Here is a 12,796-nt window from a genome sequence, read left to right as displayed (position 1 = left end):
GCTGACAGCGGCCTGTTCGAACGCGTTCGCGTGACAATAGAGGGTGGCCGCAGCGGAATGTCCGGGCGGCCATTTGTTTTTTCAAGCCATTCCCGGGTCCGTTGCCCCAAAGACGCTGATGGAGACGGCAATGACGACGAAAATTCTGGAGCATGGCGCCGAGCGCTTCGTCACGGCGGGTGGCGTGGCGATTACCCGCCAGCGCCATGACCGGCCTTACGAGGGGGCGATCGACGGCTATGTCGATGGCCTGAATTCGCGCCGCGGCGCCGTGTTTTCCTCGAATTACGAATATCCCGGCCGCTATACGCGCTGGGACACCGCCATCATCGATCCGCCGTTGGTGATCTCGGCACGCGGCCGTGCCATGCGCATCGAGGCGCTGAACCGCCGCGGCGAGGTGCTTTTGCCGGTGATCGGCACGGTGCTTGCCGGCCTTGACGACGTAACGATCGCCGAGACGTCCAACAAACTCATCCGCCTTGAGGTCGCCAAGCCCGGTCGTATCTTCACTGAAGAGGAACGCAGCCGCGTTCCCTCCGTCTTCACCGTGCTGCGCGCCATCACGGCTTTGTTCAAGACCGAGGAAGACGCCAATCTCGGCCTCTATGGCGCCTTCGGCTACGACCTCGCCTTCCAGTTCGATCCGGTCGACTACAAGCTCGAGCGCAAGCCGAGCCAGCGCGATCTCGTGCTGTTCCTGCCCGACGAGATCCTCGTCGTCGACCATTATTCGACCAAGGCCTGGACCGACCGCTACGACTATTCCGGCGATGGCTTCTCGACCGAAGGCCTGCCGCGCGACGAAATCGTCGAGCCGTTCAGGACCGCCGACCGCATCCCGCCGCGCGGCGACCACGAGCCCGGCGAATATGCCAAGCTGGTGCGCAAGGCGATGAAGAGCTTCGAGCGCGGCGACCTGTTCGAAGTGGTGCCGGGGCAGATGTTCTACGAACGATGCGAAACCCAGCCCTCCGAGATTTCCCGCAAGCTGAAGAGCATCAACCCTTCGCCCTATTCCTTCTTCATCAATCTCGGCGAGGGCGAATATCTGATCGGCGCCTCGCCGGAAATGTTCGTGCGCGTCAACGGCCGCCGCGTCGAGACCTGCCCGATCTCCGGTACCATCAAGCGCGGCGACGACGCCATCTCCGACAGCGAGCAGATCCTGAAGCTGCTCAATTCGAAGAAGGACGAATCCGAACTCACCATGTGCTCGGACGTCGACCGCAACGACAAGTCGAGGGTCTGCGAGCCGGGCTCGGTGCGCGTCATCGGCCGCCGCCAGATCGAAATGTACTCCCGCCTGATCCACACCGTCGACCACATCGAGGGGCGGCTGCGCGAAGGCATGGACGCCTTCGACGCCTTTCTGTCGCATGCCTGGGCGGTCACCGTCACCGGCGCGCCGAAATTATGGGCCATGCGCTTCATCGAGCAGAACGAGAAGAGCCCGCGCGCCTGGTATGGCGGGGCGATCGGCATGGTCAATTTCAACGGTGACATGAACACCGGCCTGACGCTTCGCACCATTCGCATCAAGGACGGCATCGCCGAGGTGCGCGCCGGCGCCACGCTGCTCTTCGACAGCATTCCCGAGGAAGAAGAAGCCGAAACCGAACTGAAGGCATCCGCCATGCTCTCCGCCATCCGCGACGCCAAATCAGGCAATGCCGCCAGCACCGAACGCAGCACCGCGCGTGTCGGCGACGGCGTCAACATCCTGCTGGTCGACCACGAGGACAGTTTCGTCCATACGCTCGCCAACTATTTCCGCCAGACCGGCGCCAACGTCTCGACGGTGCGCACGCCGGTGCCGGACGAGATCTTCGACCGGCTGAAGCCAAACCTGGTCGTGCTGTCGCCCGGCCCCGGCACGCCGAAGGACTTCGACTGCGCCGCCACCATCAAACGGGCCCGTGCGCGCGACCTGCCGATCTTCGGCGTCTGCCTCGGGCTGCAGGCGCTGGCCGAGGCCTATGGCGGCGAGCTGCGCCAACTGCACATCCCGATGCATGGCAAGCCGTCGCGCATCCGCGTGTCGAAGCCGGGCATCATCTTCTCCGGCCTGCCCAAGGAGGTGACGGTCGGCCGCTATCATTCGATCTTTGCCGATCCGGTGCGGCTGCCCGATGGTTTTGTCGTCACCGCCGAGACCGAGGACGGCATCATCATGGCCTTCGAGCACCGCAAGGAGCCGATCGCCGCAGTGCAGTTCCACCCGGAGTCGATCATGACGCTCGGCCACAATGCCGGCATGCGCATCATCGAGAACATCGTCGCGCACCTGCCGCGCAAGGCCAAGGAAAAGGCCGCTTAATTCGAGGGCTCAGTGTTGGGAACTTTTCCCCAGTGACCGCGGCGGAAATCAAAGCCGCCGCCAGGCAGAAGGTCGCCAGCCTCGCCTTCTGGTCGATCGTCGTCGCCTGCGTCGTGCTCGGCCTGAAGCTGGTGGCCTGGTACGTCACCGGTTCGGTTGCGCTTTATTCGGACGCGCTGGAATCGATCGTCAACGTCATTGCCTCTGCCGCCGCCTATTGGGCGATCCGGGTCAGCTACAAGCCGGCCGACCAGGACCATCCCTTCGGCCACCACAAGGCCGAGTATTTCTCGGCCGTCCTCGAAGGCGTGCTGATCGTGCTTGCCGCCCTGCTGATCCTCAACGAGGTCTGGTGGTCGTGGCAGCATCCGGCCCCGCTCGAACAGCCATGGACCGGCCTCGCCGTCAACGGCGTCGCAACGGTCATCAACGCCGTCTGGGCCTTGACGCTGATCCGCACCGGCCGAAGCGAAAAATCGCCGGCTCTCGTTGCCGACGGCAGGCACATCATGACCGACGTGGCGACCTCGGTCGGTGTGTTCATCGGCCTGGTCGGCGCCGTACTGACCGGCTGGCAGGTTCTCGATCCGGCTCTTGCGGTGATCGTGGCGCTGAACATTCTGTGGCAGGGCTGGCACGTCATCGGCTCGTCGATGAACGGGCTGATGGACCGCGCCGTCGACACCCAGGAACATATCCGCATACGCGACATCATCTCGGCCAATTGCAAGGGCGCGCTCGAGGTCCACGACCTGAAGACGCGCATCGCCGGCCGCGCCACCTTCATCGAGTTCCACCTGGTCGTCGACGCCGACATGTCGGTCGGCGCCAGCCACGTCATCTGCGACCGCATCGAGGACGCGCTGCAGGCAGAGATTCCTTCCGTCCGCGTCATCATCCATGTCGAGCCCGACGACGAGGCGAAACTGCCCAAGGGCACGACGGCCGTGCCGTTCGCGTGAGGCGATAGCGGGACGCCGCCATCCAAAACCTTGAGGTCGGCGGGACAGCACCCCCCTCTGTCCTGCCGGACATCTCCCCCTCAAGGGTGGAGATTGGATGTCGCTTCGGCTTTCGCCAATCTCCAAGAAGAGCGCTGTCGGCGAAGCTGCAAATCTCCCCACTTGAGGGGGAGATGTCCGGCAGGACAGAGGGGGGCGCGAAGGATCGCTGCAGCTCTCATTCCGAGCCGCTGCACGCCATGGATTCCAGGGCCTGATCCGACGAACTTTCCAACGCTGCCTCCGCGAAATCGTCGTCAACCGGACCTATCACTCTGTCCAGCCAGGCCCAATCCTGGGCAAGAGGCTCGATTATGACGCTCTGGCCGTGGCGGCGGATCAAAACCTCTTCGGTGTCGAAACGGTACTCCTTCGGCAAGCGCACCGCCTGCGAGCGGCCGGACCAAAACACCTTTGTCTTGCGCATTGCATCCACCTCCTCGTCACATTCGGCTAATTTCGAACCGGGATCCGAACTACGATCAAGGCCCGCACGCAGCCTGCGGCATCGGCTCCAGCCGGTAGACCTTGTCGTCGGAGCTGGTGTCGCCTTCCGCCGCTTTCGAACACAGATCGATGATCGGCAGGCCGCTGTTCGGGTTGGCCAGCATCATCGTGCCGTTGGCGCCGCGGCGAAGGAAGACCTCCTGTTGCGCGATATCGCAGGACGCAGCACCCGTCTTCGCGCTCGCCGCGCAGCGCCATTGGTCGCCCTCGCTCTGGCAGTTGTAGACCTGCGTGACCTTGGCCGATTTCTGCCGCGTGGTAACCGAAACGGCGATATCGGCGCCGCTTGGCCAATTGGCCGGATCGCCCTCCTTGGCGAAAGACGCCAGCTCGACCGGTCCGCGGAACACCCTGATCGACTGGGTCAGCTGATCGGGATGCGAGCCGAGATGCGCGGCGTCGTAGTCGCGTCCGTAGCAGAAGGGCTGGTCCGGCTTCAGCCGCTCGCGCAATGGCGGGCCAAGGGCCGGGTCGATCGGGTCGATGCGCGCGAACTCCGCCTTGCAGGTGGCGGCCGGCATCGGGTCGAGCCTGAAGCCGTTGTCGTCCTTGCCCAGCGCCTGCCTTTCGTACTCCGCCTTGCCGAGCTCGTCTTCCGATCCGGCGTCGAGATAGAGATCGGGCTGCACGTCCGAGACGATCAGCCGGCCTTTGTCGTCGACCTTCAGCGAAGCCATGGTGCGATCGCAGTCCATGCCGCAGCGGATCGGGCCGATCTTGCCGTCCTCCGACTCATGACTGCACCAGCCGCCGAGCCATTCAGGCGCCTCGGCGCCGCGTACCGTCGTCGCCATGAAGCCATTGTAGGAGGAATCGATGCCGGCGCTTGGCTCCTCGTTTGGTCGGCTGACCGGATCGCGGCCGTAATAGAAGAAGATGCGCGCCACCTTCTGCTGCGGATGCGACTTGAGATGCGCGGCGTCGTAGACGCGGCCGAAGCAAGCGTCCTTGCCGTCGGGGCTGAGCTCGGTGAGTTTGAGCGTGTCGTCGGCGAAAGCAGCACCGGCGACGGCGGCAAGCAAGGCAACCCCAACTCCGGCGCCCACAATGGTCCCCATTATGGTCCTCGACGTCATGCTACCCCTCCATTGCCCCGACAAGACGTGGCTTCAATTTATGCTAGGATCGAGGTCGAGGCCACGCAAATTGCGCGGGCCGGCCAAATGGGAGATGAAGCCATGCGACGCCGCGATATTTTCCGCGTCGGTCTTGCCGGGGCCGCGGGGCTTTTCGGGCTGCGCCCCATCAAGGCCGCAGCTAGTGAAGTCAAGCCGGCGGCTGCCGAAGAGGAAAGGCAAAAGGTCGCCTATCACCTCAGCGACCTCGACAAGGTCAATTTCGTGCTCGGCAACATCAAGAACCACTTCGAAGGCACCGACGGCAAAGTCGACATCGCGCTTGTCGTGCACGGCCCAGCACTTGCCGCCTTCAAGTCGAAGGGCATATCGGCCGCCATTTCCGGGCGGTTCGCCGGCCTTGTCCAGGATGGGCTCAGCCCGCACGCTTGCGCCAACACCATGCACGGCATGGATATCGGCCTGGCCGACCTGCTCGACGGCTTCCATGCAGCCGACAGGGGCGGCGTCGTCAAGCTCGCCGAATTGCAACGCCAGGGCTACGCCTATCTCAGGCCATAGGGCAATTCCAGGAAAAGTGTGAAACGGTTTTCCGTCCGGAATTGCGTCAAGACAAAGAGGGAGCGGTTCGCCGTTTCCGTGAAACGGTGAACCGCTCTAAACTTTTACGGACTTGAACGCGAGGACTGCGAGGGCCTACGAAGAGCAGGCAGAGTCCCCGGAGGAATAGACGTGCCAGCCACCACCACCCTTGTCAGCCCCTCTCTGGTCATCCCCGACCTTGCCGGAAAGGCGGTCCTGGTCACCGGCGCCTCGACCGGCATCGGCGCGGCGCTCGCACTCGCCTACGCCGCGCAGAAATGCCGCGTCGCGCTGCACTACAATTCGAGCCGGGTGGCCGCCGAAAACCTGGCCGCGACCATTCGCAACGGTGGCGGCGACGTGTTCCTCACCCAGGGCGATTTCTCGATCCCCGCCGATGTCGAGCGCGTCGTCGAGGACAGTGCGCAACATTTCGGCCGGCTCGACGGCCTCGTCAACAATGCCGGCGGCATGCTCGGCCGCGTGCCCTATGCCGAGCAGACCGAGGCGCATTACGACGCGGTGATGGACCTCAACGCGCGTTCCGTGCTGACAGCTTCGCGCAAAGCAATCCCATGGCTGAAGCGGCAGGGTGGCTTCATCGTCAACACCTCCTCGATCGCCGCGCGCAACGGCGCCGGTGGCGGCGCCGGCCTTTACGGCTCGGCCAAGGCCTTCGTCTCCAACGTCACGCGCGGCATGGCCAAGGAGCTGATCGGTTTCAACATCCGCGTCAACGCGGTGGCGCCCGGCACGATCGCGACACCTTTCCACGAGCGCTACTCGACCGACGACCAGATGAAAGGCATGATCGCCACCATCCCGCAGGGCCGCGCCGGCACCGCCGAGGACTGCGTCGGCGCCTATCTGTTCCTCTCCTCCGATCTGTTGAGCGGCTACATCATCGGCCAGGTGATCGAGGTCAATGGCGGCCAGTTGATGCCGTAGGCGACGAACTGCATACTCCCGGTTGCGTCATCTCAACGGAGCAAAGCGAATGTACGGACTGATCGGCAAGATGCGGGCGATGCGCGGCCAGCGTGACGCAATGATGGATATCCTGCTCGCCAGCACCGGCGCCATGCCCGGCTGCCTGAACTACATCATCGCCACCGACCCGGCCGATGCCGACGCGATCTGGGTGACCGAAGTGTGGACCGACGCCGAAAGCCACAAGGCTTCTCTGCAGCTGCCCGAAGTCCAGGCGGCAATCGCCAAGGCCCGGCCGATCATCGCCGGCTTCGAGTTCCAGGTGGAGACGCATCCTGTTGGCGGGTTCGGGTTACCGGCGGTGAAGGCGGGATAGAGGCAGAGGCCGGCGGGACAGCGCCCCCCTCTGGCCTGCCGGCCATCTCCCCCTCAAGTGGGGAGATTGGCAGCTTCGCCGACAGCGCTCTTTTTTGGAGATTGGCGAAGGCCGAGGTGACATCCAATCTCCCCACTCGAGGGGGAGATGTCCGGCAGGACAGAGGGGGGCGCGAAGGATCGCTACGGATGGTTGGTGCCATTACCACCCAAGCCCTTTTCCGCGCAAAAAGGGGTTCGCATTTTTTCGCCACCGGTCTAAGAGCCCATCTATGGATTCTTCCCCGAACCCGCCGGCCATCGAGCATCTGGCGCGGATCCACAGGGCCTGGCAGTGGCCGGTCCTGGTGGTGGTCTCGGTGCTGTTTGCCGGCGCGCTGGAACTCGCCGCCCTGCCCGCCGCGCTCTTGATCGGACCGATGCTGGCGGCCATCGCTGCCGGCACCAACGGCGCCACGGTGCGCGTGCCGCGGGTTCTGTTCGGCTCAGCCCAGGCGGTCGTCGGCTGCCTGGTCGCCAGTTCCATCTCGGCCGATATCTTTCCCGTCTTCTACAGGGAATGGCCGCTGTTCCTTGGCGTCGTGATGGCGACGGTCGCGGCATCCAGCCTGCTCGGCTGGCTGATCAGCCGCTGGCGCATCCTGCCCGGCACCACCGCGGTCTGGGGCTCGTCGCCGGGCGCCGCCACCGCCATGGTGCTGATGGCCGGTGCCTTCGGCGCCGACCAGCGCCTCGTCGCCTTTATGCTATATCTGCGCGTCATCTGCGTCTCAATGACGGCAGCCCTGGTGGCCAAGCTCTGGGTCGACACCTCGGGCATCGAGGTGCCGGCCATCGTCTGGTTTCCGCCGATAGACCCGCAAGGCTTGGCCGCAACATTCGGCGTGGCGCTGGTTGGCGGCCTCGCCGGAAAGCTTTTCCGGCTGCCCTCGCCGTTATTCCTCGGCACCTTCATTTTCGGCACCGTGATCCATCTCGGGCTCGGCGTGACCATGCAGTTGCCGCCCTGGCTGCTCGCCTTGAGCTATACGATGATCGGCTGGAGCATCGGCCTGAATTTCACCAGGGCCATTTTGCGCCACGCGGCCCGCGCGCTGCCGCAGATCGTCGGCTCGATCATTGCCCTGATCGTCTTTTGCGGCGGCCTCGCCTTCCTGATCAGCCGCCTGCTCGGCATCGATCCGCTGACCGCCTATCTGGCAACCAGTCCCGGCGGCATGGACAGCGTCGCCATCATCGCCGCCGCCGCGCAGCATGTCGACATCTCCTTCGTCATGGCGCTGCAATCGGCACGCTTCCTGATCGTGCTTCTGGTCGGCCCAAGCGTGGCGCGGCTGGTGGCGAGAAGCCTCAAACCATAGCAGCTTGCCTCTGCCTGCTTCGCAGCCGGTTTTCCTGAAACCGGTCGCACTTTGCTGCCGCCGACCGTATCGGGCCAGCACGCGCACGAGCTCAAAAAATAACTTGACTCAAATACTCAGATTTGAGAGCCCCCTTCCGTCAATGTTGTACGGAAGAGTGGAGACGAGTTGATGCGGATACGGACGATGACATGGCTCCTGGGGATATCATTGCCGGGCAGCATGGCCCTGCTCGGCCTGTCCGCGCCGGCTCACGCCCAGGACCAGGGCGGCGTCACCGTTCTCAACAAGATCGAGGTCGATGCCGAGAGCGACGAGATCCTCGTGCAAGACGGCTACGTCGCCAAGAAGGACCGCATCGGCACCAAGACCGACACGCCGATAGTCAAGATTCCGCAAGCGGTTTCGGTTGTGACGCAAAAGCAGATCGAGGACCAGAAGCCACGCACGCTGAACGAATCGCTCGGCTATGTCGCCAGCGCCAATCCGAACAGCTTCGGCTTCGACACCCGCTATGATGCCTTCTTCCTGCGCGGCTTCCAGGCCTTTTACAACGGTATGTTCCGCGACGGGCTGCGCCAGTACAACGGCCCCTCGGCCTGGTTCAAGACCGAGCCCTACGGCATCGAGGGCGTCACCATACTGAAGGGTCCGGCCTCCTCGCTTTACGGCATCAGCGGTCCGGGCGGCATCGTCAATCTGGTCACCAAGCGCCCCAAGGAAGAACAGTTCCGCGAAGTCGAAATGCTGCTCGGCGCACGCAATCATTTCCAGGCCGCACTCGACGCTTCCGGCCCGGTGAACGAAGACGGCAGCATCCTCTATCGCTTCACCAGCCTCGGCCGCACCAGCGACACCGACCTGGTCGGTTATCCCGACGACAAGATCTATCTGGCGCCGGCAGTCACCTTCAAGCCGGATGAGGACACCAAGCTGACCATCCTCGGCGAATATTCGAAATCCGTCACCGGCGGCACCGCTGCCTTCTACAATTCGGGCGGCGCTCTGACGGACCTTTATGAGGGCGATCCCGCCTGGAACGACTTCGACCAGACCCAGGGCCGCATCGGCTACGAGTTCGAGCACCGTTTCAACGACGTGCTGACGGTCCGGCAGAATCTTCGCTACAGCGCCGTCGACAGCGACATCGAGTACAGCGGCCATTACCCGGACGGCCCGGATCTGAAACGCTACTGGGGCCACTACACCGAGACCATGAAGAACTTCGTCGTCGACAACATGGCGCAGTTCGAATTCGATACCGGCCAGGTCAGGCACACGGCGGTAGCCGGCATCGACTACGCCTGGTCTAATTATGACGCCGACAGCGGTATCTCCTATGTCTCCGTCGACGACATCAAGGCTGCTCCGGTTCCTTACTATGGCGGGCAGGAGATGAACCAGCTCGGCGCCTATCTGCATGACCAGATGGAGTGGAACGATTTCACCCTGTTCGCCAGCGGTCGCTACGACTGGGCCGACACCACCTCGACCGCCGCCGACTTCACCAAGTCCAAGCAGAACGACAGTGCCCTTTCCGGGCGGCTCGGCCTGTCTTACCAGACCGAATGGGGCATCACGCCCTATGTCAACTATTCGACGTCGTTCTCGCCCAATATCGGCTTCGTCTATGACGATGTCAGCAGCCCCATCGGTCGTGTCGCCCGTCCGACCATCGCGACGCAGAAGGAAATCGGCGTCAAATACGAGTTTGCCGATTACAACGCCGCCATCAGCGCCGCTCTGTTCGACATCGACCAGAAGGATGGCGTCGTCTTCGACGCCTCGACCGGCATCAACAAGCAGCGCCAGCTCGACCTCAACTCGCGCGGCGTCGAGCTGGAAGCCAGCGCCTCGCTCGACAACGGCCTCAGCATACTCGCCTCTTACACCTATCTGCGCGTGAAAATCGAACGCGGCGCCACGGGAACCGCAGGCAAGGAACTGTCGGCAACGCCAAATCACATCCTGTCGCTCTGGGGGCAGTACCAGTTCGAGGACGGCACGCTGCAGGGGCTCGGGCTGGGCAGCGGCGTTCGCGTCGCCGGCAGCAGCTATGGCGACGACACCAACACCTTCAAGAACGACGCGCGCGCCTTCGTCGACGCCTCGCTCTCCTACGATTTCGGCTACCGCAATCCCAAGCTCGAGGGCGTGAAGCTGCAGGTCAACGCCAAGAACCTGTTCGACACTCAAAAATCCATCTGCTCGGCCGGCTATTGCTACCGCGACGAGGGCCGCTCGCTGTTCGCTAGCCTGCGCTACCGCTTCTGATGTCGATCGCCGTTTCCAGCCAGGCATCGACGCCTGTCGCGATCGTCCTGGCGATCGGCGGGCTCTACGTCGCGCAGAGTGTGATCGGCGGCATCACCTGGGCGGGCCTGCCGGCGGTGATGCGCGACCAGGGCCTGCCGCTCGACCGGATCGGCCTGGTCTCGCTGATCGCGCTGCCATGGGCGCTCAAGTTTCTATGGGCGCCGGCCGTCGAGCGCTATCGGCTGCCGCCGGTCGGCAAGAACCGCACCGGCACGATCGTAGCCGCCGGTGGGCTCGTGTCCATCGCCGGGCTGTGGGCCGTCGGCGCGCTCGGCCCGGAGGCCTGGTGGCCGGTTCTGGCCTGCCTGACCATCGTCGCCTTCGCCGCCTCGACGGTCGACATTGCCTGCGATGGTTTCGCCGTGCAGAGCCTGGCTAAGGAAAACCACGGCTGGGGCAATGCCGCGCAGGTCGGCGGCGCCTATCTCGGCTCGGCCATCGGCGCCGGCCTGTTTCTGCTTCTGGTCGACGCTTATGGCTGGCGCATCGCCGTTTGGGCGATGGCCTTGCTGCTCCTGCCGCTCGGTCTGCCCTTCCTGCTCGGCGTGGCCAGCCGCGCGCGCGAGGAGACGCGCGCGCATGTTCCCAGCCTTCTCGACGCGTTGAAGCGTCCCGAAATTCGGCGCGGCCTGGCAGCGTCGGCCATCTATGTCCTGGCCCAGAAGGCGGCACTCGCCATGCTCGGACCATTCCTGATCGACGCCGGGCTCGACCTCTCGATGGTCGGACTTGTCAACGGCGTCGGCAGCATGTTCGTCGGCCTGGCTGCCGCACTCGCCGGCGGCGCTCTCGTCAAATGGTTCGGCCCGCGCAACGTGCTCGTCCTGGCGCTTTTCCTGCAGGCCGGATCGCTGTTCTTCTTTTCGGTCTTCGATTTTCTTGGTGACTTCTCGACCACCGCTTTGATGGCCATCGCGGTGCTCAGCTCGTCCGGCTTCATGGCTCTCGGTTTCGTCGCGCTTTACGCGCAGTTCATGCGCTGGTCAGATCCAAGACAGGCGGGCGTCGACTTCACGCTGTTCCAGTGCATGGACGCACTGATGAGCATGGCCGGCGGGATCGCGGCCGGCTACGCGGCGCAGTATTTCGGCTATGGCGCGTTCTTCGCCGGCGCCGGCCTCGTCGCGCTGCTGGCCGCCCCGGCGATCGCCTTCGTATCCGACCGCCGCTGACTGCGGAGCATCGTCGCGCACTATTCTTCGCCGCCGTCCGCCGCTTGCGTCCCTCGGCGCCAGTAGGCGATGACCAGATGCCGGTCGCGCGGCACACCCCACTCCTTGCGGACAATCCTGCGGATCTCGCGGAAATCACCGAACTCGCATCCGGCCCAGACATAGAGATTGTCGGCAAGCGCGGTCCGGCTCCGCTGCCGCAGCACCGCTGGCAACAGGCTGGCTGTGCCAGCCTCGCGCCCATGCCGATAGAGCCAGGTGACGGCAACGGTCTCGCCTGCGGCCAGCGCGATCCGGTCGTCCGGGCCGTCGACCTCGATGAACGCTTCGGCGCGGGTTGACGGCGAAAGCTGCTCCAGCATCCTGCCGATCGCCGGAAGCGCGGTGTCGTCGCCGAGCAGCAGCAGGTTTTGCGCCTCGGGCACGCCGCCGCCACCGGGTCCAATCATGCCGATGACCTCGCCGGCAACCGCCTTTTCGGCGAAAGCGGCCGCCGGCGTATCCATACCGGGGTGGAGGACGAAATCGACATCCAGCCAGCCGCTTGCGGCGTCCAGTGCCCGGATCGTGTAGACCCGCACGACGAGCGCGTCCTCGCCCGACGGCCAGACCATCAGGCCGTCGGCGCCCATCGACGGCCACACGGGCAGCCTGCCGCGCGGCGGCAGCAGCAGCCGCACATGCAGGCCGCCACGGCCAAAGCGGCCGAGATCGTTGCCGGTGAAGCGGACGCGCTGCATATGCTGAGAAATCCGCGTCGAGGACACCACCGTGATCTCGCGGAAGAACACCGGCGTGCCGGCATCGCTGCCGTCGCCCTGCCAGGCGATGCCCCTGATCGTGCCGAGATGTTGCGAAAAATGGCCGGCAACCGCCATCTTCATGTAGGACAGGCAGGTTTCATCCTCGGCCGCGACGCGGATCAGCACGCTGTTGTCACCGAGCGTCGCCTTCAACGAGCCGTAATGCGTGCGAAATTCCCAATGATCGGCAAGGCCGGTATCGATCTCTGATTCGCCGTGCTCGGCGCGCAGCCTGTCCATCGCCGACCGGATGGCGGCACCGCTGATCCGGGTTTGCGCACTCAATTGCTCCATCGCTCAGCCTTTCGGTGCCGTTTGAATCCGAGATCGCCCTAGACGTCGGCGCCTTTGCG

At 64.3% G+C, this 12,796-nt stretch carries 11 protein-coding genes; 8 read left to right on the top strand and 3 right to left on the bottom strand.

Going from position 1 to position 12,796, the window contains the following annotated elements:
- The first annotated feature begins 130 nt into the window (after positions 1-130).
- Positions 131-2,320: an anthranilate synthase gene (locus tag NKI58_RS15115; protein WP_352789405.1), complete on the top strand. Its 2,190-nt coding sequence runs from the start codon at positions 131-133 to the stop codon at positions 2,318-2,320.
- 32 nt (positions 2,321-2,352) lie between these two features.
- Positions 2,353-3,282, top strand: coding sequence for a cation diffusion facilitator family transporter (locus tag NKI58_RS15110; RefSeq protein ID WP_502896887.1), 930 nt, complete (start codon positions 2,353-2,355; stop codon positions 3,280-3,282).
- Positions 3,283-3,499: 217 nt separating this feature from the next.
- Here NKI58_RS15110 and NKI58_RS15105 read toward each other — a convergent pair whose 3' ends face one another.
- Together NKI58_RS15105 and NKI58_RS15100 are read right to left on the bottom strand one after the other, a co-directional pair.
- Positions 3,500-3,748 (bottom strand): antitoxin, encoded by a 249-nt coding sequence (locus NKI58_RS15105; RefSeq protein ID WP_352638275.1) that lies wholly within the window; start codon positions 3,746-3,748, stop codon positions 3,500-3,502.
- A gap of 55 nt (positions 3,749-3,803) precedes the next feature.
- On the bottom strand, positions 3,804-4,904 hold the full coding sequence (locus NKI58_RS15100; protein WP_352788021.1) for a hypothetical protein: 1,101 nt from the start codon (positions 4,902-4,904) through the stop codon (positions 3,804-3,806).
- A 102-nt stretch (positions 4,905-5,006) separates the two neighbouring features.
- On the opposite strand from NKI58_RS15100, the gene NKI58_RS15095 reads away from it, so the two are divergent.
- From NKI58_RS15095 to NKI58_RS15070, 6 genes are all read left to right on the top strand, one after another.
- Entirely contained in the window at positions 5,007-5,465 is a 459-nt protein-coding gene (locus NKI58_RS15095; RefSeq protein ID WP_352456435.1) for a DsrE family protein, read from the top strand.
- Between the two features lie 171 nt (positions 5,466-5,636).
- Positions 5,637-6,434: an SDR family NAD(P)-dependent oxidoreductase gene (locus NKI58_RS15090; RefSeq protein WP_352586729.1), complete on the top strand. Its 798-nt coding sequence runs from the start codon at positions 5,637-5,639 to the stop codon at positions 6,432-6,434.
- Positions 6,435-6,483: 49 nt separating this feature from the next.
- Positions 6,484-6,792 carry a putative quinol monooxygenase gene (locus tag NKI58_RS15085; protein WP_352450553.1) on the top strand — a complete coding sequence of 103 codons (309 nt, stop codon included), beginning with the start codon at positions 6,484-6,486 and terminating at the stop codon, positions 6,790-6,792.
- A 271-nt stretch (positions 6,793-7,063) separates the two neighbouring features.
- Complete coding sequence (locus tag NKI58_RS15080) at positions 7,064-8,152, top strand: AbrB family transcriptional regulator (protein WP_352788018.1); 1,089 nt, start codon at positions 7,064-7,066, stop codon at positions 8,150-8,152.
- A gap of 186 nt (positions 8,153-8,338) precedes the next feature.
- Positions 8,339-10,426 (top strand): TonB-dependent siderophore receptor, encoded by a 2,088-nt coding sequence (locus NKI58_RS15075; RefSeq protein WP_352638268.1) that lies wholly within the window; start codon positions 8,339-8,341, stop codon positions 10,424-10,426.
- Entirely contained in the window at positions 10,426-11,640 is a 1,215-nt protein-coding gene (locus tag NKI58_RS15070; RefSeq protein WP_352824577.1) for an MFS transporter, read from the top strand. Before NKI58_RS15075 ends, NKI58_RS15070 begins: the two co-directional genes overlap by 1 nt.
- Before the next feature lie 20 nt (positions 11,641-11,660).
- On the opposite strand, the gene NKI58_RS15065 is transcribed toward NKI58_RS15070, so the two are convergent.
- Positions 11,661-12,737, bottom strand: a complete 1,077-nt coding sequence (locus tag NKI58_RS15065; protein ID WP_023679534.1) for a siderophore-interacting protein — start codon at positions 12,735-12,737, stop codon at positions 11,661-11,663.
- Positions 12,738-12,796: the final 59 nt, after the last annotated feature.

The sequence above is a fragment of the Mesorhizobium sp. M0522 genome (assembly GCF_040321085.1).
Lineage (GTDB): Bacteria > Pseudomonadota > Alphaproteobacteria > Rhizobiales > Rhizobiaceae > Mesorhizobium.
The sequence above is the reverse complement of the archived record's forward strand: the minus strand, read 5'-3'. Positions and strand labels throughout refer to the sequence as shown.

Bases quoted from the DNA above. Each gene is read 5' to 3' on its own strand.
- NKI58_RS15085 (WP_352450553.1), top strand. From the start codon at position 6,484: ATGTACGGACTGATCGGCAAGATGCGGGCGATGCGCGGCCAGCGTGAC.
- NKI58_RS15105 (WP_352638275.1), bottom strand. From the start codon at position 3,748: ATGCGCAAGACAAAGGTGTTTTGGTCCGGCCGCTCGCAGGCGGTGCGC.
- NKI58_RS15100 (WP_352788021.1), bottom strand. From the start codon at position 4,904: ATGACGTCGAGGACCATAATGGGGACCATTGTGGGCGCCGGAGTTGGG.
- NKI58_RS15065 (WP_023679534.1), bottom strand. From the start codon at position 12,737: ATGGAGCAATTGAGTGCGCAAACCCGGATCAGCGGTGCCGCCATCCGG.
- NKI58_RS15095 (WP_352456435.1), top strand. From the start codon at position 5,007: ATGCGACGCCGCGATATTTTCCGCGTCGGTCTTGCCGGGGCCGCGGGG.
- NKI58_RS15075 (WP_352638268.1), top strand. From the start codon at position 8,339: ATGACATGGCTCCTGGGGATATCATTGCCGGGCAGCATGGCCCTGCTC.
- NKI58_RS15115 (WP_352789405.1), top strand. From the start codon at position 131: ATGACGACGAAAATTCTGGAGCATGGCGCCGAGCGCTTCGTCACGGCG.
- NKI58_RS15070 (WP_352824577.1), top strand. From the start codon at position 10,426: ATGTCGATCGCCGTTTCCAGCCAGGCATCGACGCCTGTCGCGATCGTC.
- NKI58_RS15080 (WP_352788018.1), top strand. From the start codon at position 7,064: ATGGATTCTTCCCCGAACCCGCCGGCCATCGAGCATCTGGCGCGGATC.